Annotated in this window: 20 protein-coding genes, 2 pseudogenes and 1 riboswitch; of the genes and pseudogenes, 8 read left to right on the top strand and 14 right to left on the bottom strand. The window is 62.7% G+C overall.

Annotated elements, in window-relative coordinates:
* A riboswitch (cobalamin riboswitch) is annotated at positions 1 to 136 on the top strand. This riboswitch is flagged as partial in the annotation.
* A 141-nt stretch (positions 137 to 277) separates the two neighbouring features.
* The 3 genes from VF672_RS14450 to VF672_RS14440 are packed head-to-tail and all read left to right on the top strand — an operon-like array spanning position 278 to position 3,110.
* Entirely contained in the window at positions 278 to 1,279 is a 1,002-nt protein-coding gene (locus VF672_RS14450; RefSeq protein ID WP_331105256.1) for an ABC transporter substrate-binding protein, read from the top strand.
* A 35-nt stretch (positions 1,280 to 1,314) separates the two neighbouring features.
* On the top strand, positions 1,315 to 2,322 hold the full coding sequence (locus VF672_RS14445) for a FecCD family ABC transporter permease (protein ID WP_331105258.1): 1,008 nt from the start codon (positions 1,315 to 1,317) through the stop codon (positions 2,320 to 2,322).
* Positions 2,319 to 3,110: an ABC transporter ATP-binding protein gene (locus tag VF672_RS14440; protein WP_331105255.1), complete on the top strand. Its 792-nt coding sequence runs from the start codon at positions 2,319 to 2,321 to the stop codon at positions 3,108 to 3,110. Before VF672_RS14445 ends, VF672_RS14440 begins: the two co-directional genes overlap by 4 nt.
* A 598-nt stretch (positions 3,111 to 3,708) precedes the next feature.
* Here the strand turns inward: VF672_RS14440 and VF672_RS14435 are convergent.
* Together VF672_RS14435 and VF672_RS14430 are read right to left on the bottom strand one after the other, a co-directional pair.
* Complete coding sequence (locus VF672_RS14435; protein ID WP_331105254.1) at positions 3,709 to 4,983, bottom strand: glucarate dehydratase family protein; 1,275 nt, start codon at positions 4,981 to 4,983, stop codon at positions 3,709 to 3,711.
* 57 nt (positions 4,984 to 5,040) lie between these two features.
* Positions 5,041 to 6,327, bottom strand: coding sequence for an MFS transporter (locus VF672_RS14430; protein ID WP_331105257.1), 1,287 nt, complete (start codon positions 6,325 to 6,327; stop codon positions 5,041 to 5,043).
* 236 nt (positions 6,328 to 6,563) lie between these two features.
* Here VF672_RS14430 and VF672_RS14425 point away from each other — a divergent pair, with 236 nt between their 5' ends.
* A complete protein-coding gene (locus VF672_RS14425) occupies positions 6,564 to 7,514 on the top strand; it encodes a LysR substrate-binding domain-containing protein (RefSeq protein ID WP_331105253.1) in 951 nt (316 codons plus the stop codon).
* 387 nt (positions 7,515 to 7,901) lie between these two features.
* Here the strand turns inward: VF672_RS14425 and VF672_RS14420 are convergent, their stop codons facing one another.
* Positions 7,902 to 9,191, bottom strand: a complete 1,290-nt coding sequence (locus tag VF672_RS14420; RefSeq protein WP_331105252.1) for an MFS transporter — start codon at positions 9,189 to 9,191, stop codon at positions 7,902 to 7,904.
* 334 nt (positions 9,192 to 9,525) lie between these two features.
* Here VF672_RS14420 and uxuA point away from each other — a divergent pair, with 334 nt between their 5' ends.
* Positions 9,526 to 10,569: a mannonate dehydratase gene (gene uxuA / locus VF672_RS14415; RefSeq protein WP_331105251.1), complete on the top strand. Its 1,044-nt coding sequence runs from the start codon at positions 9,526 to 9,528 to the stop codon at positions 10,567 to 10,569.
* Between the two features lie 25 nt (positions 10,570 to 10,594).
* Here uxuA and VF672_RS14410 read toward each other — a convergent pair whose 3' ends face one another.
* The 3 genes from VF672_RS14410 to VF672_RS14400 form a co-directional block, all read right to left on the bottom strand.
* The gene (locus VF672_RS14410) at positions 10,595 to 11,302 is read right to left on the bottom strand and encodes a FadR/GntR family transcriptional regulator (RefSeq protein ID WP_331105250.1); all 708 of its coding nucleotides are present in this window, start codon (positions 11,300 to 11,302) and stop codon (positions 10,595 to 10,597) included.
* Between the two features lie 1,070 nt (positions 11,303 to 12,372).
* Entirely contained in the window at positions 12,373 to 13,497 is a 1,125-nt protein-coding gene (locus VF672_RS14405; protein WP_331105249.1) for a mannitol dehydrogenase family protein, read from the bottom strand.
* Positions 13,498 to 13,508: 11 nt separating this feature from the next.
* Complete coding sequence (locus VF672_RS14400) at positions 13,509 to 14,519, bottom strand: zinc-binding alcohol dehydrogenase family protein (protein ID WP_331105248.1); 1,011 nt, start codon at positions 14,517 to 14,519, stop codon at positions 13,509 to 13,511.
* A gap of 297 nt (positions 14,520 to 14,816) precedes the next feature.
* Here VF672_RS14400 and VF672_RS14395 point away from each other — a divergent pair, with 297 nt between their 5' ends.
* Positions 14,817 to 15,218 carry a hypothetical protein gene (locus VF672_RS14395; protein WP_331105247.1) on the top strand — a complete coding sequence of 134 codons (402 nt, stop codon included), beginning with the start codon at positions 14,817 to 14,819 and terminating at the stop codon, positions 15,216 to 15,218.
* A 53-nt stretch (positions 15,219 to 15,271) separates the two neighbouring features.
* Here the strand turns inward: VF672_RS14395 and VF672_RS14390 are convergent, their stop codons facing one another.
* Positions 15,272 to 16,126: an urea carboxylase-associated family protein gene (locus VF672_RS14390; protein ID WP_331105246.1), complete on the bottom strand. Its 855-nt coding sequence runs from the start codon at positions 16,124 to 16,126 to the stop codon at positions 15,272 to 15,274.
* A 226-nt stretch (positions 16,127 to 16,352) separates the two neighbouring features.
* On the opposite strand from VF672_RS14390, the gene VF672_RS14385 reads away from it, so the two are divergent.
* On the top strand, positions 16,353 to 17,378 hold the full coding sequence (locus VF672_RS14385) for a LacI family DNA-binding transcriptional regulator (RefSeq protein ID WP_331105245.1): 1,026 nt from the start codon (positions 16,353 to 16,355) through the stop codon (positions 17,376 to 17,378).
* A gap of 58 nt (positions 17,379 to 17,436) precedes the next feature.
* Positions 17,437 to 18,435 (top strand): inositol 2-dehydrogenase, encoded by a 999-nt coding sequence (gene iolG, locus VF672_RS14380; protein ID WP_331105244.1) that lies wholly within the window; start codon positions 17,437 to 17,439, stop codon positions 18,433 to 18,435.
* A gap of 214 nt (positions 18,436 to 18,649) precedes the next feature.
* On the opposite strand, the gene VF672_RS14375 is transcribed toward iolG, so the two are convergent.
* The 7 genes and pseudogenes from VF672_RS14375 to VF672_RS14345 all read right to left on the bottom strand — a co-directional run.
* Positions 18,650 to 21,751, bottom strand: a complete 3,102-nt coding sequence (locus tag VF672_RS14375) for an error-prone DNA polymerase (RefSeq protein ID WP_331105243.1) — start codon at positions 21,749 to 21,751, stop codon at positions 18,650 to 18,652.
* The gene (locus tag VF672_RS14370) at positions 21,748 to 23,175 is read right to left on the bottom strand and encodes a DNA polymerase Y family protein (protein ID WP_331105242.1); all 1,428 of its coding nucleotides are present in this window, start codon (positions 23,173 to 23,175) and stop codon (positions 21,748 to 21,750) included. The genes VF672_RS14375 and VF672_RS14370 overlap by 4 nt, the downstream gene beginning before the upstream one ends.
* Positions 23,176 to 23,182: 7 nt before the next feature.
* Positions 23,183 to 23,800: pseudogene (gene imuA / locus VF672_RS14365) on the bottom strand (translesion DNA synthesis-associated protein ImuA).
* Positions 23,800 to 24,417: a transcriptional repressor LexA gene (gene lexA / locus VF672_RS14360; protein ID WP_331105241.1), complete on the bottom strand. Its 618-nt coding sequence runs from the start codon at positions 24,415 to 24,417 to the stop codon at positions 23,800 to 23,802. The pseudogene imuA and the gene lexA overlap by 1 nt, the downstream one beginning before the upstream one ends.
* 121 nt (positions 24,418 to 24,538) lie before the next feature.
* On the bottom strand, positions 24,539 to 25,342 hold the full coding sequence (locus tag VF672_RS14355; protein ID WP_331105240.1) for an isocitrate lyase/phosphoenolpyruvate mutase family protein: 804 nt from the start codon (positions 25,340 to 25,342) through the stop codon (positions 24,539 to 24,541).
* A 90-nt stretch (positions 25,343 to 25,432) separates the two neighbouring features.
* Positions 25,433 to 25,972 carry a methylated-DNA--[protein]-cysteine S-methyltransferase gene (locus VF672_RS14350; protein ID WP_331105239.1) on the bottom strand — a complete coding sequence of 180 codons (540 nt, stop codon included), beginning with the start codon at positions 25,970 to 25,972 and terminating at the stop codon, positions 25,433 to 25,435.
* Positions 25,973 to 26,099: 127 nt separating this feature from the next.
* A pseudogene (locus tag VF672_RS14345) lies at positions 26,100 to 26,375 on the bottom strand (hypothetical protein); the annotation flags it as partial.

Here is a 26,375-nt window from a genome sequence, read left to right as displayed (position 1 = left end):
TCGCGCTGAACTGGAACTGTCCCCGCAACTGTAGGCGCTGAGCCCTGCTTCCTGTTTGCCACTGGGTCCGCCCGGGAAGGCCGAAGCACGGCGTTGATGCGCCAGTCAGGAGACCTGCCGGCCAGCATATTCATTCACCGGCGGGGTGTCCGGGGAAGGACACCCGTTCGCGCGTCGCGCGCAATCGGTGCTGCCCCCTTTTTCCGGGGCGCCCGTCGGGATGGACTTTCCAGCGCCTGCTTCGCCACGCATTCAGGTTTTCTGGAGATCGCTGTTCATGCCGCTGCGCCGCCTCGCCGCCCTGCTCGTCACGCTGGCCCTGCCCACCGGCGCCCTTGCAGCCTCGACGGTCTACCCACTGACCGTGGACAACTGCGGCGAAGCGTTGACCTTCCCCCACGCCCCACAGAAAACCGTGAGCATTGGCCAGTCGGCCACCGAAATGCTGTATGCGCTGGGCTTGGGCAAGCACGTCGTCGGCACCTCCTTGTGGTTCAACCCTGTCTTGCCCCAGTTCCAAACCGTGAACGAGGGCATTGATCGACTGGCGGACAACGCCCCAAGTTTCGAATCGGTGATTGGCAAACGCCCGGATTTCGTGCCGGTGCAGTTTGAATGGATGGTCGGGCCGCAGGGTGCCGTCGGCACGCGTGAGCAGTTTCGCGATTTGGGTATCCCGACCTATATCCTGCCGTCCGACTGTGAGGGCAAGAACAACCGTGTCGGCGCCGATGGAACGCGCCTTGAGGCCTTCCGCATTGACACGCTGTACAAAAGCGTGCGGCAGCTGGCACAGATTTTCGACGTGCAGGCGCGTGGCGAGCAGCTGATTACTGACTACCAGACCCGCCTGGCCCAAGCCGTGGCACAAGCAAACGCCTACGCCAATCCGCCTGTCTCGGCTGTGTTCTGGTTCTCCAGCCCGGACATCAATGTCGACCCGTACGTGGCAGGACGCAAAGGCATCCCCAATTTCATGCTCGACACCCTCGGCATGCGCAACGTCATCGACTCCGACGAGGAGTGGCCGACCGTGGGCTGGGAAACCATCGCCAAGGCCAACCCGACCGTGCTGGTCATCGCGCGCATGGACCGTCGCCGCTTCCCGGCAGACGACCACGAAAAGAAGCTGGCGTTTCTGCGCTCAGACCCGGTCACCCGCAACATGGATGCGGTGAAGCACAACCGCATCGTGATCATGGATGCCAGCGCCATGGAATCCGGCGTCCGGCTGTTTGACGGCATTGAACAGCTCGCTCAGGCCACTCACGCCCAATGACATCAGTGCGCATGTTCCGGTCGAGTGTCACCCGAATGTTCGGTCATGGCACGTGGGCCATCGCTTTGTTGGTGATGGCGGTGCTGGCGGGCGTGGCCATCGGCGAGACGTCCATCAGCCTGCCGGTGATCGTTCAGGTGCTGGCCAACAAGCTGTGGGCGGCTGGCTATCCCCTCGACCCCATCGACGAAGGCATTGTCTGGAATTACCGCCTGACCCGGGCAATCGTGGCCGCTACCTGCGGTGCAGGGCTTGCCGTGTCAGGTGTGGTGCTGCAATCGCTGCTGCGCAATCCGCTGGCCGATCCTTACCTGCTGGGCATTTCCGCAGGTGCCTCAACCGGCGCGGTGCTGGTGGCGATCATCGGCATCGGCGCCGGGACAATTTCGCTCTCTACCGGCGCGTTTGCCGGCGCGATTGCCGCTTTCGCGCTGGTCGCCCTGCTCGCGCGCTCTTCACGAGGCCAGACCGCCGCCGGCCAGATCATCCTGGCGGGCATTGCCGGGTCGCAGCTGTTCAACGCACTGACGTCATTCCTGATCACCAAGTCGGCCAACGCCGAGCAGGCGCGCGGGATCATGTTCTGGCTGCTGGGCAATCTCAGCGGTGTGCGCTGGTCTTCCGTTGCCCTATCGGTGCCGGTGGTGCTGTTTGGTTTGCTGGTGTGCCTGTGGCATGGGCGCGCACTGGATGCGTTCACGTTCGGCACCGATTCGGCTGCGTCGCTGGGCATCCCGGTGCGCCGGGTGCAGGCGGTGTTGATCGTCACCGCGGCGCTGATGACTGCAGTGATGGTGTCGATTGTCGGCTCCATCGGCTTTGTCGGTCTGGTGATCCCCCACGCCGTGCGCCTGATGGCCGGCGTGCGCCATGCACGGCTGCTGCCCCTCTGCGCCTTGGTGGGCGCGCTGTTCATGATCGCCGCGGATGTGCTGTCGCGCACGCTGATCAAGGGTCAGGTGTTGCCGATCGGCGTCATCACCGCGCTGGTGGGTGCACCGGTGTTTGCCATGATCCTGGTCCGCGGGAACCGTCCTCGATGAATGCTCGTCATGAGGTGCCCGGCGCCATGATCGAGGGCCGTGAATTGAGTTATTCGGTCAAGGGCGCACAGTTGCTCAGTGGGGTGAGTCTGGCGATTCGACCGGGTGAAAATCTCGGCATCGTCGGCCCCAATGGGTCGGGTAAGTCAACGCTGCTCAAGTTGCTGGCGGGGATTCAGACGCCGACCCGGGGCGAGGTGTGGCTGGGCGCAAAGCGCTTGTCGACGCTGAGCCGGCGGGACATCGCGCGGCAGTTGGCGGTGGTGGAGCAACACGCGCAGACCGGCGATTCGATCAGTCTGCTGCAGGCGGTGGAGCTGGGCCGTACGCCCTGGCTGTCGGCCATGGCGCCGTGGGGCGAGGAAGATGACCGGGTCGTGGCGCAGGCGTTGGCGGATGTGAGTTTGCAGCCGTTGGCGCATCGATCGTGGCACACGTTGTCGGGTGGGGAGCAGCAGCGCGGGCATATCGCGCGGGCGTTGGCGCAACGGCCGCAGGTGTTGTTGCTGGATGAGCCGACCAATCATCTGGATATTCAGCAGCAGTTGTCGATTTTGCGGCTGGTGCAGGCGTTGCCGGTGACGACGGTGGTGGCGTTGCATGATTTGAATCAGGCGCTCGGTTGTGATCGTCTGGCGGTGATGGACGGCGGGCGGTTGGTGGCGCTGGGCTCGCCGTTTGAGGTGTTGACGCCGGAGCGGCTCGGGGCGGTTTTTGGGGTGCTGGGGCACTGGGTGGTGGATCCGTTTGACGGGGCGCGGATGTTGCGGTTGCGGGCGGGCGTTTGAGGTTTAGGATCAAGATCTAGATCAAGGGCGTCTGCCTGATGGCAGACCGTTTCGCCATCCGGAATCTCGGTTGATTCGGGTGGAGATCAACAGCGGCCCGCCTAACGGCAGGCGTTTCGCCTTCGGCGAGTTACTTGATAAAGCCCCAAGTAACCAAGGGCTTGTGCTCTCGGTTGGGCCCTTCCTTCGTCAGGGTTCCCTCACTCCGGTCTCGCTCCGTGGGCCCGCCGCCATCCGCCATCCATGGCGGGGGGCGGCTCTCGCCGCATCCATGCGGCTCGGCCCACTGCGCGAGACCTGCGTTCAGCCTGCACCCAAGTCGCGATTTGTGGTGTTTGGACGTCTTGTGTTTGAAGGGCAAAAGCAGATCAACTGCAGAGCAGAAGCTTCCCGGCTAAAGCCGGTCCTACAGTGGGGTCACGCGTCCCTCACTGGCTGGACGCGGTCTCGTAGGACCGGCTTTAGCCGGGAAGAGGCCCGCCTGGACGCTGCATTTTTTAAGCCGAGGTGCCTGATGTCTAATCGTACCCACGCTCTGCGTGGGCACGCCCTCCATCACGCTCCGCGTCATTCCGGTTGACGGGTCGCAGCGGCGGCTTTAGTACCTGGGCTTCACCGCCTTCCACTCCGGTTTGTATTTCTGCATCTGCCGCACATCGTCCCGCTGACGAATGCCGCACGTCAGAAATTGGTCGTTGAGTTTGCCCAGTTGGTCGTAGTCAAGCTCAAGCCCCAGCCCCGGTTCGCGGGTGAGTTGAACGCAGCCGTCGACGATCGGCAGTTTGCCGCCTTTGATGACTTCTTCGTCCGGTTCTTGCCACGGGTAGTGGGTGTCGCAGGCGAAGTCGAGGTTGGGCACGGCGGCGGCGACGTGGGTCATGGCCATGAGGCTGATGCCCAGGTGGGAGTTGGAGTGCATGGACACGCCAAGGCCGAAGGTGTCGCACATTTTCGCCAGCGCCTGGGTGTCGCGCAAACCGCCCCAGTAATGGTGGTCGGCGAGGACTATTTGCACGCTGTTCAGCGCAACGCTGCGGCGGAACTCGTCGAAGTCGGTCACGACCATGTTGGTCGCCAGCGGCAGGCCGGTACGTTTGTGCAGCTCGGCCATGCCGTCCAGACCCGGGGTCGGGTCTTCGTAGTACTGCAGGTCGTCGCCGAGCAGTTCGGCCATGCGGATCGACGTTTCCAGCGACCAGTTGCCGTTCGGGTCGATGCGCAACGGATAGCCGGGGAAGGCTTTTTTCAGTGCCTTGATGCACGACACTTCGTGCTCCGGGTCCAGCGCGCCCGCTTTGAGTTTGATGCTCTTGAAGCCGTATGCCTCAATCATCCGCCGCGCTTGGGCGACGATCTGTTCTTCGCTCAACGCCTCTCCCCAGCTGTCTGGCGCGTAGGGCGAATCGGCGTGTCGGGCGTATTTGAAAAACAAGTAGGCGCTGAACGGCACGCGGTCGCGGACGGCCCCGCCGAGCAGGTCAACCAGTGGCAGGTTCATCGAGCGCGCTTGCACGTCCAGAAAAGCCACTTCGAAGGCCGAATAGGCGTTGCTCACTGCTTTACTGGCATGGGAGCCCGGCGCCAATTCCGCGCCGGCGATGCTCGCAGGCTTGTTCGCCGCCACGGTGGCTTTGACCACCGCTCGCAGCTGGTTAAGGTTGAACGGGTCCATGCCGATCAGCTGGTTCTGCAACTGCTGCTGAATCGCCAGTGCGGGGGCGTCGCCGTAGCTTTCGCCCAAGCCGAGGTAGCCGTTGTCGGTTTCCACTTCGATGATCGAGCGCAGGGCAAACGGCTCGTGGATGCCGCTGGCGTTCAGCAACGGTGGATCGCGGAAGGCAATCGGGGTGACGGTGACGCGTGTGATTTTCAAATGACTTCTCCCGGTCAATCAGGGGTTGAGGCTAAGGTTTGCAGCTGAGGTTTGAGCTCAGGGTTTAAGGCTTGACGGTGAGCTGAGCGAGGTGGCTGCCCGCAGTGGCTCAGCGTCTTCAAGCTTTGGGCGGTGCTGTTCACCCTTGGGCGTGGTGCGGGCGAAGAAGATCACCACCGCTGCCACCAGCGAGGTCAGGGCCAGACCGTAGAGGCCGCCCTGGATGGAGCCGGTTTTCTGCTCCAGGAATCCGAAGGCGGTCGGTGCGACGAAACCGCCCAGGTTGCCGACGGAATTGATCAGCGCGATAACCGCCGCTGCGATGCGCGCGTCCAGATAGCCTTGGGGAATCGGCCAGAACAGCGCGGACGCGGCCTTGAAGCCGATGGCCGCAAAACAGATGGCGACAAAGGCAAAGATCGGTCCGGCGAAGGTCGACATGAACATTCCGCAGGCGGCAATCACCAGGGTTACGGCGACCCACGCTTGTTGATGCTTGAAGCGTGCGGCCAGCGCGGCGAAGCCGTACATGGCAACAATGGAAATGATCCACGGGATCGAGTTGAACAGGCCGACTTCGAAATCGGTCATGCTCCCCATCTTTTTGATCATGCTCGGCAGCCAGAACGTCGCGCCGTAGATGGTCAGGGCCACGGAAAAGTAGATGAAGCAAAAGAGCATGATCTGCCGGTCGGCCAGCAGCTTGAGGATTGACGGCTTGATTACTTGCGTCGCTTCCCGGGCCCGCTGCTCCGCCTCGATGGCGCTGATCAGTGCGCCCTTCTCTTCTTCGCTCAGCCATTTGGCGTCGCGAGGATGGGACTGCAGCCAGAACCAGACGAAGCCGCACAACGCGATGGAGGCGAAGCCTTCGATGATGAACATCCACTGCCAGCCGTGCAGGTTCAAGCCGCTGACGCCGAGCAAGGCCCCGGACACCGGACCGGAGATCACCGAAGCAATGGCCGACCCGCTGAGAAAGATGGCCATGGCCTTGCCGCGCTCGCTCGACGGCAACCACTGGGTGAAGTAATAAATGATGCCGGGGAAGAAGCCCGCTTCAGCGGCGCCGAGGATAAAGCGCAGCACATAAAAGCTGGTCTCACCGCGCACGAAGGCCATGGCCATGGCCGCTGCGCCCCAGGTGAACATGATGCGCGTCAACCAGGCGCGGGCGCCGAAGCGTTGCAGCAGCATGTTGGACGGCACTTCGAACAGCGCGTATCCGACGAAAAACAGCCCGGCGCCGAGGCCGTACGCGGCGGCGCCGATGCCCAGGTCGGTTTCCATGTGGCTGCGGACGAAGCCGATGTTGACCCGGTCGATGTAGTTGACGATGAACATGATCACGAACAACGGCAACACGTGGCGCTTCACTTTGGTGGCGGCGCGGGCCAGTACGCCGGGATCGGCGCTGGCGTTGGGTTCACGGATAGGAAGGGTGCGGTTCAAGGTGCGACTCCCGGTCTTTGTTTTTTTTGGGATAGGCGTGGGAAATGCGTGTGATGAACCGATCATGGACCGCGGTATTGTTCCCGTCTAATCTAGATTGACTGTTGATTGATACCGGGAATGGATCAATGTTCGAACTCGCCCAGCTGCGCTGTTTCACCACTGTTGCCACCGAACTGAACTTCCGCCGGGCCGCCGAGCGCCTGAACATGACCCAGCCGCCGCTCAGCCGGCAGATCCAGCTGCTTGAGCATTCCCTGGGCGTTCAGCTGTTCAACCGCAACACTCGCAGCGTCGCGCTGACGGCGGCAGGCCGGGCGTTTTTCATCGAGGCGCAAACACTGCTGGAGCGCGCACATCAGGCGGCCATCGCGGCGCGGCGCTTTGCCGAAGGTGACATCGGCTCGGTGACGATCAGTTTCGTTGGCAGCGCGGTGTACGAATTCCTGCCACGCGTCATCGCCGAAGCGCGGCAGAACCAGCCCCACGTGAAGATCTCCCTGACAGAGCTCAACACCTATCAGCAGCACGAGGCGTTGCGCGCCCGGCGCATCGACCTGGGCATTGTGCGGGCGCCGTTGCTGCAGCCCGGTTATGAAACCGAATGCCTGGTGCGTGAGCCGTTCGTGCTCGCAATACCCAGCAGCCATCCCCTGGCGGACGCCGAAAGCATCAGCGTGCAGGCGCTCGACGGCCAGCCCTTCCTCATGTACTCGCACTCGGCGTACCCGCCATTCAACGAACTGCTCACCGGCATGTTTCGCTCGGCGCAAGTCGCCCCCGAGTATGTCCAGTGGCTGGGCTCTTCGCTGACAATTCTGGCGCTGGTCAATGCCGGCATGGGCCTGGCGCTGGTGCCGCGATGCGCCGCCAATGTGGTGTTCAAGGGCGTGATGTTCCGCGACATCGACCTGGGCGAAGGGGTGCAGAGCGAGCTGCACCTGGTCTGGCGCTCGGACAACGACAACCCGGCGTGCAGGATGCTGCTGGAGGCGATTCGCGCAGCGGTGAAAGCCGAAGGGCGCACCGCAGTAGGACCGGCTTCAGCCGCGAAAGCGTCAGTGGTCATACCGCAGTAGGACCGCCTTTAGCCGGGAAGGCGTCAGTGGATACACCGCAAAAGTAACGGCGCCTGCGCTGGCCTCTTCCCGGCTAAAGCCAGTCCTACACATCGTGCGCACCGTAGGACCGGCTTTAGCCGGGAAAGCGCCAATGGTCACACCGCAAAAGTCACGGTGCCTGCGCTGGCCTCTTCCCGGCTAAAGCCCGTCCTACACATCGTGCGCACCGCAGGACCGGCTTCAGCCGGGAATGCGTCAGTGGTCACACCGCAAAAGTAACGGTGCCTGCGCTGGCCTCTTCCCGGCTAAAGCCAGTCCTACATCGTGCGCACCGTAGGACCGGCTTTAGCCGGGAAGGCGTCTTTGGTTACACCGTAAAAGTGATGCCCGCCTCGGATTTAACACTTAGGTGCGCTGGGCGGCAGCCGACGCTTCCTGAGGCGCAGCATCCTCCGGCGTGGTCGAAAACGGCTCGATCTTGCCGACGATGAACAGGTAACTGAACGCCCCCAGCAAGGCGAACGCCCCGGCCGTCAGCAGCGGCGCGGTGAACGAGCCGTTGCCGATCACCAGCATGAAGCCGGTGAAGGTGGTGATGAAGATGCCGGCAGTGTTCGACGCAAAGTTCTGGATGCCCCCGATCGACGCCACATGGGCAGGCGAAGGTGCCACGTCAGCCGGCAAGCACCAGATGCTCGCGCCGGCAAAGGCCAGGCTTGCATACGCCAGGCTGAAAAAGCCGAGCATCGCGTAGGTGCCGTCGACGAACACCGACAGGGAAATACTCGACGACATCAGCATGCCGCCGACGATGCAGGTCTTGCGCGCAGCGGTCAGGCTCCAGCCCCGGCGATACAGGGCGTCGGACGTCAGCCCGCCGATCCAGCCGCCGACGATGGACGCCACCGCCGGAATGGTGCCCAGCGTGCCCAGGGATTTCAGCGAGAAACCACGCTCGGTGACCAGGTAGGTCGGGAACCAGGTGATGAAGAAGTAGATCACGAAGTTCAGGCAGAAAAAGCCTAGCATCATTCCCCACAGCGTGCGGTGACGGAACAGCGATGCCCATTTGACTTTGGGTCGCGCGGCCAGCGTCGCCGCCTTGCCCGCTTCATGCTGCTCGATGGCCGCAACAGCTTGCGGCTCCTTGTAGATCAGGAACCAGCCGACGACCCAGATCAGGCCCACCGCGCCGGTAATGATGAACGACGCGCGCCAGCCCCACAGCTCGATGATCAACGCCACCAGGGGAATGGACAGCGCCGAGCCTACCCGTGAGCCGCTGTCGAAGATGCTGGTCGCAAAACCGCGCTCTTTGACGTCGAACCACTGGCTGACGATTTTGGCGCAAGACGGATACGCCCCCGCCTCCCCCACGCCGAGCATCAGCCGGCAGCCGAACATCGACGCCAGGCTACTCGCCGCTGCGGTTGCCGCCGTGAACAACGACCACCAGGCCACTGCGAGGGGCAGCGCAATGCGCGCGCCGACCTTGTCGACGAACCAGCCAAACGGCATTTGCATGAGCGCGTAGGTCCAGAAGAAACCGCTGAGCAGCAGGCCCATCTGCCCTGAGCCCAAACCGAGTTCTTTCTGTATGTAAGGGGCGGCAACCGCGAGGTTGGCCCTGTCGATGTAGTTGATGGCCACCGCGAGGAAGCACAGAAAAATTACCAACCAGCGCCCTTTCTGCATGGCGAGTCCTCCTAATTATTTTTATGAGTAAGACGTCGTTACCACTTCGTATAGCGCCCAGCCCTTGATTCAGGCGGCGATTACCAGGGCATGGAGCCCGTCGAACGCCACTGAATTGGCCTGACCAAATATCCGAATGCAGCCGATACTAGACCCGGAATCCGCGTTATGGAAATCCAAAAGGCGATTTATTTGGAGATTTAACGGCCAGCGGTCGGGATTTGCATAATTTGGCCTGACCAATCTATGCTCCTGCGCACGCCGACCTCGGACCGCTTGCAGTGAAACACTCGCGGTCACGGCCGGCCTTCCCCCTAACAACAAGGACTGCGCAATGAAGATGACCTTCCGCTGGTTCGGCGACAGTGACCCCGTGACCCTGCCCTACATCCGCCAGATCCCCGGCATGACCGGTGTGGTTTCGGCCATCTACGACATCCCGGTGGGCGAGGTCTGGCCGCTGGAAAAGATCGCCGCCCTCAAGGCCACGGTGAATGCCCATGGTCTCGAGCTTGAGGTCATCGAAAGCGTGCCGGTACACGAAGACATCAAACGTGGCCTGCCTTCGCGCGATCGGTTGATCGACAACTACGGCCAGACTCTGCGCAACCTGGCGGCCTGCGGGATCAAGGTGGTCTGCTACAACTTCATGCCGGTGTTCGACTGGACCCGCTCGACCCTGGCCATGGCGCTGCCCGACGGTTCCACCACCCTGGCGTTCGACGTGGCGGTAATCGAACAGGCGAACCTGGACAACGGCATCAACCTGCCCGGCTGGGACGTCAGCTATGAGCCGGAGATCCTCCGCGCGCTGATCAACGAGTACGCCCAGGTCGATGAAGCCACCCTGCGTGAACGGCTGGCGTACTTTCTGGAGCGCATCATTCCGGTCGCAAAAGAGGCCGGCATCAAGATGGCCCTGCACCCGGACGATCCGCCGCGCTCGATGTTCGGCATGCCCCGGGTGGTGAAGAACCGTGACGACCTTGCGCAGGTCCTGGCGATGGTGGACGACCCTGCCAACGGGTTGACTCTGTGTTCAGGGTCTCTGGGGGCTGATCTGGGCAACGACATCCCGTCGCTGGTTCGGGAATTTGGTGGCCAGGGGCGCATTCACTTCGCCCATCTGCGCAACGTGAAGGTCAACGAAACCGGGGATTTCTACGAAACGGCGCACCGCTCCGAAGACGGTTCGCTGGACATGGCCGAGATCGTCAAGGCCTACGTCGAGACGGGCTTCGAGGGTTATTACCGGCCTGACCACGGGCGCATGATCTGGGGCGAAACCGGCAAACCGGGCTATGGCCTCTACGACCGGGCGCTGGGGGCCGTTTACCTGAATGGTCTGTGGGAAGGGATTCGCAAGACGATGGCGTGAGGCGTCAGCCCAGCACGATGAACGGCTAACGCAGTTCGGCGTCCATGCCGTCCAGCCAGCGCGCTTCGGACCTGCGCAAGTGTTCGCGCATTGCGGTCTGGGCGCCGATCAGGTCGCGGGTCTGGACCGCGTGCAGGATGGCTTCGTGCTCGGCCACCGCCATGGCCCAGGTTTCGCGTGTTTCGGAGTGTTCGCTGACGTGGGCGGTGAGCGGGCTGTATCGCTCTTCGAACAAGGACGTGATGATCCGCACCAGGGTCGAGTTGCCGCTCATTTTCGCCAGGCGCTGATGGAACTTGCGATCGTCGTCAAGCGCCGGCACGCCTTTGAGCGCGCCTTCGCGCATCTTCTCGATACAGGCCTGCAGGTAACGGAAATCGGCGGCCGTGCCGTGCAGACAGGCCAGCATGACGCTCTCACCCTCGATCAACGCCCGGGCCTGCATCAGCTCGGACGGGCTTTCTCCCAGCGTTCGGGTTTTGCCTTTAACGCCAAGCAAGTGCTCACAAACGTAAATGCCGGAGCCCATACGAATCTCGACGCTGCCTTCGATTTCCAGGGCGATCAACGCCTCGCGCAGGGAGGGCCGAGAGACGCCGAGCAACTGCGCCAGATCACGCTCCGGGGGCAGCCGCGCGCCGGGGGCGATGCCATGCTTGCGAATGTGCTCGCGCAAGCGGTCGGCGGTTATCTGGTAGAGGCGGCGTTCGGGTGCAGGGCTTGGCGCAGTCATCAATCACGTTCCGTCAGGATGCGCCGGAGGATATCACAGGCGGTGACGGGCCTTGTGGCGTGACTTTGCAGTCGGCAAACAGCGTCGACTTTGCGGTGTGACCACCAATGCCTTCCCGTTGAAGCCGGTCCCACTATTGGGTCCGCGGTGTTTTAGTGGGACCGGCTTTAGCCGGGAAGGCGTCGGTTATCACACCGAAAAATCTGGGGTGTAGCTACTGGCCTCTTCTTTGCTGAAGCAGGTCCCGCTGACACCGCGATCACCTAGTGGGACCGGCTTTAGCCGGGAAGGCGTCGGTTGGCACACCGCAAACTGGAGGGTGAACGCAATGGGCTCTTCCTGGCTGAAGCCGGTCCTACTATTGGGTCTGCGGTGTTCCAGTGGGACCGGCTTTAGCCGGGAAGGCGTCGGTTGGCACACCGAAAAACTGAGGGTGAACGCAATGGCCTCTTCCCGGCTGAAGCCGGTCCCACTATCAAGTACGCGGTGTTCCAGTGGGACCGGCTTTAGCCGGGAAGGCGTCGGTTGGCACACCGAAAAATGAGGGTGAATGCCGTGGCCTCTTCCCGGCTGAAGCCGGTCCCACTATTGGGTCCGCGGTGTTCCAGTGGGACAGGCTTTAGCCGGGAAAACGTCGGTTGGCACACCGCAAATCTGAGGGCGATCGCACGGGCCTCTTCCTGGCTGAAGCCGGTCCCACTATTGGGGCCGCGGTGTCCCAGTGGGACCGGCTTCAGCCGGGAAGGCGTCGGGTGGCACACTGCAAACTGGAGGGTGAACGCAAATGGCCTCTTCCCGGCTGAAGCCGGTCCCATTATTGGGTCCGCGGCGTTTTAGTGGGACCGGCTTTAGCCGGGAAGGCGTCGGTTGGCACACCGAAAAATGAGGGTGAATGCCGTGGCCTCTTCCCGGCTGAAGCCGGTCCCACTATTGGGTCTGCGGTGTTTTAGTGGGACCGGCTTTAGCCGGGAAGGCGTCGGTTGGCACACCGCAAAACTTAGGGCGAACGCACTGATCTGTTCCCGATTGAAGCCGGTCCCACTGATGAGTGCGCGGTGTGCCAGCGGCAATCAATCTGCCAGAGCGGTCTCGAGCTTTGGCTGCGCCACGATCCCGTGCCCCATCTCCAGCACGGGCGAGAACCTGCGGCGTTTTTTCTCTTCGTGGTTTTGCGCGATGTCGGCGATGCGGTGCTGCAGAAACGGGTTCAGGAAGCGGTCGCGGACACTCGCCAGGTAATCCCGCGCCTCGGCCAGTTGGCCTCTGGCCGCAAACACTGGCAGCACCTCCCGCTCCCACAGGTCCTCCAGACTTTGGCGCAGCAGTGGATCGTTCATCGCCTGAAACACTGTTTCTTCCGCCGGCCGGGCGTCCTTAAGCCAGCGTTCGGCCAGCCAGGTGTGGCCGAGATTAAGCATGAACAATTTGAAGTGCTCGTACTGCTCAAGCTGCTCGGTCACCACCACGCAAGGGTGGTGACACGGCAGCACAAGGCCCGGCTGGCGCTCGATCGCCCAGATGGCATAAGGCTCGGCGATGGCGCCGACAGGCTGTATGGGCTGCGAGACAATCCGGTCAACCAGGGAATTCGCCCAGCGACAGGTGCCGCGCAGATAGTCGGCAAACCGGCTGTCGATGCCCCACTCCGCCGCCAGCCGGATAATCAGGTCGCGCAGCACGTCACCATTGCGCGAGACCAGTTCACAGGGGAACAGCGACAACGGCGCGTCTGGGTTCGCCTGCCAGCGGTCGTGAAGCAACACCAGTAATTTGGCCGGAAAACTGTGGGGCGTCGGCGCATCGGCGGCCAGGCAGGCAACCGTGTCCGAGGGGTCGAGTGCGTAGCCTTTATCGCCCGTGTTGGAAATCACCACCTGCACGTCGCGCTGGATCGCCTGGCGGATCAGCGGCCAATCAGGTCCGGCCTGCAGCGCCCCGGCAATCGAGGTCGACCAATACGCTTCATCCACGGTGCGCCCGTTTTCAGTGCCCTGAATGCGCACCGGATAACCCGTGCCACTGGCCAGCGCCTGCACCCGCTGCGCACTGTCGGCGCTGCCGGTGGTTTGCACGACAGTCACCTGGCCCAGCGCTTCGCCTTTTTCCAGGGCCTGGGAGATGAACAGGTCGGCGTGGGCCTGAAGAAAACGGCTGGTCCCGAACTGCAGGATGGGGGTGAAAGGTGTTTCACTCATGCCCGCGCCTCCTAGCATTCGACGATGGCTTTAACGACACGCTGTGCCGGGTCGAGCAGTGTGGTGAAGCGCTCGGTGACTTCGCTGAGGGCCATGCGGTGGGTGTTCAGCGCGGCGTCAGGGATCAGTCCGTCGCGCAGGCACTGCTCGACGTAGCGGAAGTCTTCGACCGTAGCGTTGCGACTGCCCATCAGCGTCGCTTCGCGCTTGTGAAATTCGGGATCGGAGAAGCTGATGGTGTCGCGGACAATAGACACCAGCACGTATTTTCCGCCGTGGGCGATGAACTCGAATCCGCGCTCCATGGCTTTCGCGTTGCCGGTGGCGTCATACACCACATCAAAGAACTCGCCTTGGGTCAGTTGCTGCAGTTGTTGCTTGTCGTCCTTACCGATCAGCACGGCGGAGTCGATGTGCAGGTGCTGCTTGCAGAAGCTCAGGCGGTCCTCGCGGGTGTCGAGCACCGTGACGTTCGCGCCACGCAATCCGGCGAAAATCGCCACCGCCATGCCAATCGGACCGGTGCCGACCACCAGCGCGCGCTGGCCGGATTGCACATCCGAACGACGCACGGCGTGAGCGCCAATCGACAGAAACTCGATCATGGCCGCCTGATCCAGGGTGACCCCGTCGGCCTTGAGCACGAAACCGTGGGGCAAGCTCAGGTATTCGGTAAACGCGCCATCGCGGTGAACGCCCAGCACTTGGATGCGCACGCAACAGTTGGTCTTGCCCTGACGGCAGGCGATGCAGTCGCCGCACGACAAGTACGGCATCACATAGACCACGTCGCCCGGTTCGAGCCCGCTGCCCGCCTCGCTTTGCTCCACGATGCCGGAGAACTCGTGGCCCATGACTCGGGGGTATTCAAGAAACGGCTGGTTGCCGTTGAAAATGTGCAGGTCGGTGCCACAGACACCGACCCGCTTGATGCGGACCAGCGTTTCGCCCGCCGCGCGTTCGGGTTTCGGACGATCAAGGGCCAGCAGGGAACCGGGTTTTTCGCAGACGACGGTGAGCATCTTCTCTCTCCAGACCAGGCACGCCGGCGCAGCTGAGAGGGCTTGAGCCGCTCGTTGCCGGGCAGTGATCTTGTTGTTGTGAGTGGCTGAGGATTCTGGAAGCGCAGACCGCCGCTGCAGTGGCGTGGGCAACGACAGGTGCGGCGCTTCAGGAAAAAACTACACAGCCGATCGGGTATTGGCAAGACCAATTGCTCAAATGAAGCATTGGTCTTACCAAACGCCTCGTCGACGTCTTGCCACGAGAACCCGCGCCACGCTGTAAATCCCCACGGCCCGTGGTTATGATCGGAGCCCATGACTGCCCCATTACCGATTCGCTCGCCCTGCCCGCCCGGCGCCTGTCAATGCGACCGCGATCGACTGTTGGCGGTGGACGGAGCGGATGTACGCATCCTTCGTCTGACCCGTCAGGAAGAGAAACGCCTGCTGGAGCGGCTGGAGAACATCGACAGCCTGGACGATCTGGAGCGCCTGCAACGGCGGATGTTCGATCAGCTCGGCATCCGCCTGGAGATTGCCCCCGGCTTTAATGAGGTGCGCAGCATGCGCGGCATGCTCATCGATATCGCCGAGCTGCCCGGCATGTGCCGCAAGACGCGCGCGGCCATACCCGCCGCCATCCGCCGCGGCCTCGAAAAGAACCCTGAAATCGCCTGGTGCCTGCTCAACGCCCATGACTTGTTGCGGGATGCTTGAGACCCGCGCCTGGGCTCGGCCCGAAAAGGGGCCGAGCCGGTAGTACGCGCAGGTTATTGTTCTTCCCAGTCCGCCTTGACCATCTTCAACCCGTGCAAACCGTTGTACGCCGCGCGTTTGGGCGGCTCCCACCCTTGCAGCAGTGCCTGATCGAGATCGTAGATCTCCACGCCCAATGGCCGGCAAACGCTCAGCGGATCCTGGGCATCCGGGCCCCACATCGGCAGTGAAAGGTCACCGCCGGGGCAGGTCGACAAGGCGCAAAGCAGGTCGATCTCAGCGAAGAATTCGAGGTAATCGCCTTTGCGGGCCGGGCAGGCTTTCATGAAATACAGGTCGTCGTGGTTCAAGCCGGTGCACTGGAAGATGTTCAAGACGTCGTGCACGTCAAATTCGGTCAGGCCATGGGGCAAGACGGCGCGGGTCAGATTTGAATGGCAATGATGGTGAAAATCTTCGCCGGTGAGCATCTTGTTCACGTAAGGATCACAACGGGTGCCGAGCAAGTCATGCAGCCGGCCGCCATGTTCGTCAATGCCATAGCTGGCGAGGCTGTCGTCGGTGATGGTAACCATGGGCCGCAGGAACGGCAGGTTTGACCACAACCGGTCATGGGTGGTGACGTGGGCGCCCTGCAATTGCCGGGTGCGCGCAGCCCAAAGGCGTTCACGCGGGTCATCGGCACTCCACACGTTGAAGTCCCCCACCTGCGGACCCACCGGGGTGGTCACGCGGAACACCTGACCGGCCTTGACCTTCCACGCCCGTCCGGTGCGGATCGGCACTTCGAACTGCTCGACCAGGGTACGGCTTTGCTGCGCCTCGCGGATGCGTTGGTAAAAGGCCGTGTCTACCTGCAAGGCCGAGCCTTTGCTGACCTGATAGGCAGCGGGATAGTCTTTGTACATGGGTGCCCCTGACATGTGACATTGAATGAGTGAAGTGGACATAGCACAGGCCATGCCAAGGCTGGGCCGACGCTCCATGCGAATCAACAGCCGTGGGTGCGCTCATCAATTTGGAATTTAATTTCCATCTGTACAAGCAATAGAACAGCGATTAGCATTGCCCCAGCCTCACCGAGGCCCCGAATCGACCTCAACAAGACCTCACGAGAGGCTTCAGGGGATTCATATGCTCGACCGCGCCAGACGTTTTTCCATCAAGCAGATCGCGACACAAGCCGGCGTGAGCAAGGCGACCGTTGACCGTGTGCTGCACCAGCGCGGCAGCGTCCATTACCAGACCCACCGCCGCATCCATCAAGCCCTGGAAGAACTCGAAGCCCAGGAAAAGTCCGGGCCTGCCGTAGGGCGAACCTTCCATATCGACGTCATCCTGCACACACCCAAACGCTTCAGCGATGCGGTGCAGGAAGCGATTCTCGCGCAGCTCGGCAGTCTGGCGCCGTTTCGTATATTTCCCCGTTTTCACCTCTATGAGGAGATCGACACGCGGCAGATGCGCGAGCTGATTCTGCGCTGCGTCGGCAAAGGCAGTCAGGGCCTGATCATCAAGGCGGCGGACGAGTTGCCGATTAACGAAGCGGTGAATCAAGCGACGGCCGCAGGTGTGCCGGTGGTGACATTTGTTTCCGATCTGCCCCAGAGTGAGCGTATCGGTTACATCGGCATGGACAATCGTACCGCCGGGCAAACGGCGGCATATCTCATGGCGCGCTGGCTCGACGATGCAGCGCAAGACGTGGCCGTGGTGATCAGCAGCGAGCTGTTTCGGGGCGAGGAAGAGCGGGAAATGGGCTTTCGCACCTGGCTGCGCAGCCGTGCAACGCATTTACGGGTCATTGACGTCACCGGTGGCTTCGGCGTGCACGAGCCGACCTTTGAGAAAGTGAAACAAGCGCTGCACGACAACCCGTCGATCAAGGCCATTTACAGCGTCGGTGGCGGCAACCGCGCCATTGTCGAGGCCTTCGCCGCACTCGATCGCCCACTGGACGTGTTCATCGGGCACGACCTGGATGAAGAGAACCGACAGCTGCTGGCGGAGGAAAAGATCGCCGCGATCATCGACCACAACCTGCAGGTCGACGCCCGCAACGCGTTTTTGCACATCCTGCAGTTTCATCGTCTGTGCAAAGCCGTGCCGAATCCCGTGTCCCAGGTGCAAATCGTCACACCGTTCAACCTGACGCACTGATGTAACGCCACATCTGTTACGCCGATCACCCCATAACAACAATCCCGGAGATTCACCCATGCTACGCATTGCTGTCCTCGGCGCAGGCCGTATCGCCAACATTCACGCTGCCAACGTGGCGGCCAACCCCAATGTGAAACTCTCGGTGATCGCTGACCCATGGCGCGAAGGCGTCGACACCCTGTCCAGCAAACTGGGGTGCGCGGCAGCCTATGACTGCGCCGAGGCGATTGCGCGCGACGATGTGGATGCGATCGTCATCGGCACGCCGACCGACACGCACATCGACCTGATGCTGCGCGCGGTGAAACTGGGCAAACCGGTGCTCTGCGAAAAACCCATTGATCTGGACTTCGGCAAAGCCGCCCGCGCGGTGGACGAGATCGAACGGCTGAACGGCAGAGTGATGCTGGGCTTCAACCGCCGTTTTGACCCGGACACCCTGCAGATGCGCAAGGCCATTGCGCGCGGGGACATCGGTGAAGTGCGTCAGGTGGTGATCACAAGCCGCGACCCGGGGCTGGCGCCGGTGGAATACCTGACCCACTCCGGTGGCATCTTCCGGGACATGACCATCCATGATTTCGACACCGCGCGCACGTTGCTCGGTGAAGAACCCATTGAAGTCTTCGCCATCGCCAGCCGGCTGGTGGAACCTGAACTGGCCCGAATCGACGACTACGACAGCGTCATGGTCCTGCTGCGCACCGCGTCCGGCAAACAGTGCCACATCAATTGCTGCCGCGAAGCCGTGTATGGCTACGATCAACGCCTGGAAGTGTTCGGTTCCAAGGGCATGATCCTTAACGACAACCATCGGCCGAGCACCGTGCGCAGCTACAACGCCACCCAAACCGAAGTACGCGAGCCACTGGAGAACTTCTTTCTCGAGCGCTACGCCGATTCCTATCGCATCGAGCTGAACCAGTTCATCGATGCAGTACGCGCCGACCATCCCCTGCCCACCAACGCTCGCGACGGTTTGAGAGCGTTGCATCTGGCCAACTGCGCCATTGAGTCGATCAAGACCGGACGGGCGGTGAAGGTGGAAGTCTGAAGGACGGAGGTGTTCATTGCCCGGACCTGGTTTCGGGCAAGGGATTGCCAACGTGCAGGCATGGACCTTAACCGTGATGCCCGTCCCGTATCCCGTAGACGTCGGCTTGCTAGCGTACCCGTCATGTCAATCACTGAAGTGTTGATTGACCACATGCGTTCGCCAGCAAGCCGGCACCCACAGATTGCGTGTGGACAGCCACCTGCCCTGCGGATCACTTGAAATCCCGACTGCGCACATCGAGCCCGGTGAGCATCGGCGTGAGGTCGAACATTCGCTGGGCAATGACGTGGCGCACGCCCTTCTGGTATTCGAACTTGCCGAACACCTGCATTAACTGTGACCCCACCAACACCTTGCGTTGACGCTCGGCCAGGTCGCGCCAGACCACCACGTTGATCATCCCGTGTTCGTCTTCAAGGGTCACGAACGTCACCCCACTGGCCGTGCCGGGCCGTTGTCGACCGACCACCAGCCCGGCGACGCTGAAGCTTCGGCCATGCTCTTCATCGAGCAAGTCCTTGGAGCTGCGAAAACGCTTGGCCGCAAGCTTGGTGCGCAGCAGGGCCAACGGGTGTGGGCCGAGCGTGGTGCCCAGGGTGTCGTAGTCCGCCGCCAAGTCCTGAGCGACACTCGGCAGAGGCAACGCGACCTGGGCTTCTTCGCCAAAACAGTCGTCGCCGAACAATGGCCGTTGCATTTCGACCCCGGCAATCTCCCACCGCGCCCGATGGCGATGGCCGACCAGACCGCGCAGCGCGCCGGAGTCGGCCAGCGCAGCCCGCGCCCGGTTGTCCAGCTCGGCACGGATGCACAGGTCGGCCACGTCCTTGAAGTCACGCAGACCGCGCGCACGCTCGATGCGCCTGGCGTCGTCCTCGCGAAAGCCGCGAATCATGCGCAGGCCCATGCGGATGGCCAGGTTCTGGTTGTATTCGCGGCCGGCAACCGGTTCCAGCGAACAGTCCCAGTCGCTGTAACGCACATCGACCGGGTGCACGTCGATCTGATGGCGGCGGGCGTCCTGCAACAATTGATCGGGGCTGTAAAAGCCCATGGGCCAGCTGTTGATCAGCGCGCAGGTAAACGCCGCCGGCTCGTGGCATTTAAGCCAGCAACTGGCGTAGGTCAACAGGGCGAAGCTGGCGGCGTGGGATTCCGGGAAACCGTAGCTGCCGAAGCCCTTGATCTGCTCGAAAATGCGCTGGATAAATTCATCCGCATAGCCCTTTTCTTTCATGCGCTCACTGAGGCGAATGCGATGGGGCTCGAGACCGCCATGGCGTTTCCATGCCGCCATGGAGCGACGCAATTGATCCGCCTCGCCGGGGGAATAATCGGCGGCGACGATCGCCAGTTGCATGACCTGCTCCTGAAACAGCGGCACGCCCAAGGTACGCTCGAACACCACCTTGAGTTCGTCGGACGGGTAGGTCACTTCCTCTTCGCCGTTCTTGCGCCGCAGGTACGGATGCACCATGCCGCCCTGGATCGGCCCGGGCCGCACGATAGCCACCTCGATCACCAGGTCGTAAAAGGTGCTGGGCCGCAAGCGTGGCAGCATCGACATCTGCGCCCGCGACTCGATCTGGAACACGCCAATGGTGTCAGCCCGGCTGATCATGTCGTAGGTCGGCTTGTCCTCGGCGGGGATGGTCGCGATGGTCAGGTCATAACCGCGATAACCCCTGACCAGATCAAAGGTGCGGCGCAGCGCGCTGAGCATGCCCAAGGCCAGGATATCGACCTTGAGCAGGCCCACCAGATCGAGATCGTCCTTGTCCCACTGAATGATGGTGCGGTCAGCCATGGCGGCGTTTTCCACGGGCACCAGGGTTTCCAGCGGATGTTCCGAAATGACGAAGCCGCCGGGGTGCTGCGACAGATGCCGGGGGAAGCCGATGAGTTCACCCGTGAGGGTCAGCACCCGGCGCAGGATCGGGCTGTCAGGTTCAAAACCGCATTCACGGAGGCGCTCGGCGGGCGGCAGGCTGTCGCTCCAGCGGCTGAAGCAGTCGGCCAGCGCGTTGATCTGATCCGGCGGCAAACCCAGCACCCGCGCCACGTCCCGCACGGCCCCCGCGCCATGGTAGGTGCTGGCAACGGCGGTGAGTGCCGCCCTGCCCCGACCGTATCGACGAAACACGTATTGCAGCACTTCCTCGCGGCGTTCGTGCTCGAAATCGACGTCGATGTCCGGGGGCTCGTCGCGCTCTTCGGAGATGAACCGCTCGAACAGCAAATTGCTCTTTGAGGGGTCCAGCTCAGTAATGCCCAGGGCGAAACACACGGTCGAGTTGGCCGCCGAGCCCCGGCCCTGGCAAAGGATGTGCTGCTCGCGAGCGAACCGGACGATGTCATGCACCGTGAGGAAGTAGCTCTCGTAGCGTTTGGCAGCGATCACCTTCAGCTCTTTTTCAATGTTGCTGCGGGCGACATCCGGCACGCCCTGAGGCCAGCGACGGCGTGCCCCCTGTTCAGTCAGATGGCGCAGCCAGCTGCTCGGTGACTGGTCAGAGGGCACGAGCTCATGTGGGTATTCGTAGCGCAGCTCACTCAGGTCAAAGGTGCAGCGGCGGGCGATGTTCACGGTTTCAGCCAGCAGGCTTGCCGGGTACAGCTCAGCCACCACCGACAGCGGTCGCAAATGCCGTTCGCCGTTGGCAAACAGCCGATGCCCTGCCTCGGCCACTGTGGTGTGGTGGCGGACGGCGCTCATGGTGTCCTGCAACGCACGACGGCCGCGGGCGTGCATGTGCACGTCACCACTGGCAACGGCCGGAATGGACAGGGCCCGCGCCATGCCGAGCAAGGTGTTGAGACGCTTGCGGTCATCCGGACCGCAATGCAACTCGACACTCAGCCACAGATTTTGCTGAAAGACCCCTCGCAGCCAGGCGCCCTGTGCCTGACGCGTCGAAGTGTCCTGGTCGAGATCGGGCACCCACAGCGCCAGAAGCCCTCCCACACCCGACTCAAAGTCCTCGTGCAGCAAGCGGTATTCGCCTTTCTTGCTTCGCCGCCGTCCCTGAGTGATCAAACGACACAGGGCTTGATAGCCGGCGAGATTTTCCACCAGCAAGACGATTTTCGGACCGTTGTCGACGGTGATCTCGCTGCCGATAATCAACGGCAATTCACATTCCCTGGCGGCTTGCCACGCGCGAACAATGCCTGCCAGGGTGCATTCGTCCGTGATCGCCAGGGCCTGATAGCCGTGGAGTCTGGCACGTTCGAACAGCTCCCTGGCACTCGACGCGCCGCGCTGGAAACTGAAGTTGGAAAGACAATGCAGCTCGGCGTATGGGGCCCTCATGCAAACCAGCCGTGCAACAAGAGGCTGCTCTCACCGACGCTTCGATACGCCCAGCCGCGCTGGCCATTGCGCGTTTCGACGAGGTAATAATCGCGACGCACATCGGCGCCGTCCCACCATCCGGATTCGATGCGCTCCGGCCCGGCCAGCACGCGCACGCCGGGCTCGGTCAGTAATTGCGGTTCGGGCAACAGCCAGCCAGGGCGCGGCACAGGCTGGATGAGCGCCGACGGTTTGTTCGGGCACGCCGGCAGCGAGGCGCATTCGGGGCGGTGGTCAGCGTGAAAGCCCAGCCCGGCCACCGCGTGATCACCCAACCGTGCGCGCAAACGCTCGCGCAGTTGATCCCAGGGCATGGTTTGCTGAGGACGGTCGTCGAACAGCTCGCGATGGGCCGGCACGAACGCCGGCAGGTCTTTGGCCTGCAGGCGCAACGCACGTACCGGCGACGGCACCTCGATTTGCTCCAGACGACCGCGCGCCAGTTCGAACAGCATGTTGGCTTCCCGTTCGGCGCTCAGCAGGCCGACCGGAATCTGCGTGTCCGGCGCAACGCTGCCAACGCTGGGCACGTGCTCCAGATGAATCACGAAACGTTGCACGCCGCTGTCGCGCCCCGCGAGAAACACCGCCAGATCGGCAATCATGCGCTTGAGCGGGAACAGCAATGCCTGATGGGATTCGACGTCGAAGTTGAGCTCGATGCGGGTCTCGAAGCGATCCGGCGGCACGTAACACTCCAGCGCCATCGGCCTGCGCCCGAACAGCGTGTCGAGGTGCTGCAGCACCGCGGCCGGAAAGCGCCTGGCCAGGGTGTCGCGCGGCAACGCATGAACCTGCTTAACCCGATGCAGGCCCATTCGCCCCAATGCAGTGGCCACTTCGGTGGGCAGGCCAATGCGGTTGACCGGCATCTGGGCGAGCACTTCATGCAGGGTGTCGGGATCGGTCACCGCGAGCCCGTCATGGGCGTTGGCGAGCATGCGCGCCGCCAGAGGATTGGGCGCCGCCACGATGCGATGGCTGAAGCCCAGCTCGGTCAGCTCCTGGCGCAGGCGCGCTTCAAACACCGGCCACGGCCCGAAGAGCCCAAAACTCGATTCGACCTCCATCAACAGCACGCGTGGGTACTTGAGACTGACGTGGGAACTGAACCTATAAGCCCAGGCGGCCAGCAGACGATGCCAGCGCTCGGTTTCGTCGGGGTCGTATTCAACCGTGGCAAACTCGCGCGTCATGGCGTGGGCAGCGGTCAGGGACTGGCCGGCGCGCAGGCCTATCGCCCTGGCCGCCGGATTGACTGTTTGCAGCACCCGGCGCTGCGCTGAGCCGCTGATCAGCGCCAGCGGTTCTTCAGGCTTGTCGCGACGACGCATGACGCCGTCCAGCGCCAGCTGAGGCAGGAGGACACAAGCCCAGAGCATGGCAACCTCAAGCGTCAGCGGGGAACGGGACGGGGAAAGAAGGCGCGAGCCCGCCGCGGCACTTGAGCACACGCAACTGACGGGGGCGCGCATCAATGGCAATGCGCAACGCGGCCGGAGACGGGTTGGTCGCTGCCTCATGCCCGCGGCAGGCAAACGCCAGGGTTTCGCCGGTTTCGGCGGCCACCTGCAAACGACGCAGGGCGCGATCATCAACCTTGGTCGGCCAGCACAACACCGCGCCGCAACTGCCCGAACGCAGGCATTGTTCAACGGCCCACAAGGCGTCCCGCTCATTGGCCTGAATGATCTACAATTGCTTGAGGTCGATGCCCGCCATCTGCCAAGCCTGGGCATAGGGCAGATAAGGCGGCGCCACCAATACGATGCGCTCGCCGCGGTCCGCGAGTCGCGCCAGGGTCGGCCACATCAGCCGTAATTCGCCGCTGCCGTTGGCCGCGACCAGCACTTCGGTCAAGGCCGCAGGCGGCCAGCCCCCCATGGGCAATGCCGCGTCCAGGGCCGCATGGCCGGTGGGTTGCGCGGCCACCGAAGGCACCTGCTGGCGACCCTTCCAGACCCGGCGCTCGTCCAGCAGCGCGTCGAGGCTGACCACCGCGCCCATCATTCCCGGCGCACCAGGCCACAGAACACGCCTTCGATGGCGAAGTCCTGGTCAGGCCGAACAACGATGGGTTGATACGCCGGATTGCGCGGCAGCAAGCGAAGCTGGTCGTCGCGACGCTCAAGGCGTTTGATGGTCACTTCGCCGTCCAGCCGTGCCACGACGATCTGCGCGTCGCGGGCTTCCGCGCTTTGCAGAATCCCCACAAGATCGCCATCGAATATGCCGTCGTCGATCATCGAATCCCCGCTCACCCGGAGCAGGTAATCAGGGACGCGCATGAACGTGCGGCTGTCCAGCGTGAAGGTGTCGTGAAGGTCGATATCGGGGCCGATGGGCATGCCGGCGGCGACCCGGCCGAGCACCGGAAGGTCAAGCATCTGCGGCCGAGGACGACTGTCCACCAGCCGGATACCGCGGGCCTGATTGGCAACCACGTCGATAAAGCCAGCGTCGGTGAGCGCCACGATGTGCTTGCGCGCGACGCTGCGGGAAGCAAAACCGAAAGCTTCGGAAATCTCCGCCAGGCTGGGCGGCTGGCCGTTCTGGGCGATGCGATCCCGGATGAAGGTGAGGATGGCAGCGCGTTTTGGGGATAGGTTCGTCATGGAGCACATTTGTACTCTTCTCGGCCAAACCTGGCTAGCGCCTCTTGTCGATCACTCCGGATTTTTTGTTACAGGCCGGCGAACCACGCGATTCGCCGCCGCTTTTTCATCGCCCTGAATGCGCCCGAATCTACCGAACAAACAACGCCTGTATCTGCGGATAGGCCAGGCTGGTCTCGGTGACCGCTTCAGAGCGGCCTTCCGCGAGGAAATCCTGCGCCAGTTGCCGGGCGTGGTCCCATAGGGTCTGCGTGATGCTGGAGCCCGCGCTCAACCGGCGGACGCCCAACTGCGCCAATGCGTCGGCGGCGGGCAGTCCTTGTCGCGCCAGCAGATTGATCGGCAGGTCGATGCCTGCGACGACCGCGCTGATCTGCTCGACATCCACCAACGCCGCGACGAACAGCCCATCGGCACCCGCCTGCCGGTAGAGCTGGCCGCGCTTTAGGGTTTCCTCAAGACGGTGCTCTTCGGCGACCAGACTCGCCAGGTAAACGTCGGTGCGAGCATTGATGAAAACCTCCAGCCCGTTGCGGGCGGCCATGTTTTTGATCGCTTCGATCTTGCGTGCCAGCAGCTCAGGTACATCCGCACCGTCCTCGATATTGATGCCCACCGCGCCGATGTCCAGCATGCGCCTGACGTTATCCGCCACGGTCAGCGGGTCATCCGAGTAACCGTTCTCGATGTCCACCGACAGCGGCACCGTGATCACCCGCGCAACGCTGGCCGCGACGTTCACCGCAAGCTCGACAGGAAACACGCGGCCATCGGCATAACCCTGGGACCAGGCTACCCCGGCACTGGTGGTCGCGATAGCGGTGGCGCCGAGGCTTTCGAAGAGCCGCGCGCTGCCGGCGTCCCAGGCATTGGGCAAGCGCAGAACAGTGGGCTGTTGGTGCAGGGAGCGAAACGTCTGAGCGGAACCGTGCATGATCATCTCCATTGATTTAAGGGTCGGCCGTTGCGTGTTTTTTATTGCAGTGTTTATGTGGCTTTTTTTCAGGGTATTGAAGCGGTTGCTCTAGAACAGTGACGCCTGGGTGGACGCTGCGGCGATGACGCGCTGACGCCGTTGTACGGGCCGGTAACCCTCCAGGCCTAGCAGCAAGTGCTTGGCGTCGAGTCCCCCGGCAAAACCGGTCAGCGCCCCTGAACTGCCGATCACCCGGTGGCAGGGGGCAATAATGGATATCGGGTTTCTGCCGTTCGCCGCTCCCACGGCACGCACGGCAGCGGCGTTGCCAATCTGCAGGGCGATGTCGAGATAGCTGCGGGTTTCGCCGAACGGAATATCGAGCAGCGCTTGCCAGACTTTCTGCTGGAATTCGGTGCCATGGAACGCGAGCTCAAGCTCAAAGCGCTGACGACGGCCGGCGAAGTATTCGGTGAGCTGGCGCTCGGTCTGCTCGAGAATTTTACTGCCGGCGTCTTCATCCATGGCACCGAGGAGGACGCGGTTTGGCCGCTCGTTCGGCCACAACACAGCGGCCAGACGCGCGCCTTTAGCGACCAGTTTCAGCTGACCCACCGGCGAATCGATGAAGCGGTAAGTGAACGTCATTATTGAGTCCTGCCTTGATTGCGTGGGCCTGGGTTCCCGCAAGATCAGTCGGGACGAGCCCGTGATGCCGACATACTACCCGTGCCACTTCTCTGAACCATCCGCTTCTTGCGATCGAATTCCAGGGTTAACCGCCCTTCTGCTTGCCCGTCACCTGCGCAGCGGAATTCCAGATGTGCATCGCGGCGTACGCGCGCCAGGGTTTCCAGGCCTCGGCCCGCGCCTTGTGTTGCGGCAGACGCAGCAGGTCCGGCTCCTGCAGGGTCATGAGATTCATCAGCACCAGGTCGGCGGCCGGCCAGGCGTCCGGGTCACGCCAGGCACGCATGGCAATGTATTCAACTGTCCATGGCCCAATGCCCGGCATGGCCAGCAACTGCCCCCGCAGATCGCCGATGTCACC

This window comes from Pseudomonas sp. (assembly GCF_036387035.1).
In the GTDB taxonomy this organism is placed as follows: domain Bacteria; phylum Pseudomonadota; class Gammaproteobacteria; order Pseudomonadales; family Pseudomonadaceae; genus Aquipseudomonas.
Note: the sequence above shows the minus strand (reverse complement) of the source record. Positions and strands in the feature narration are given on the sequence as shown.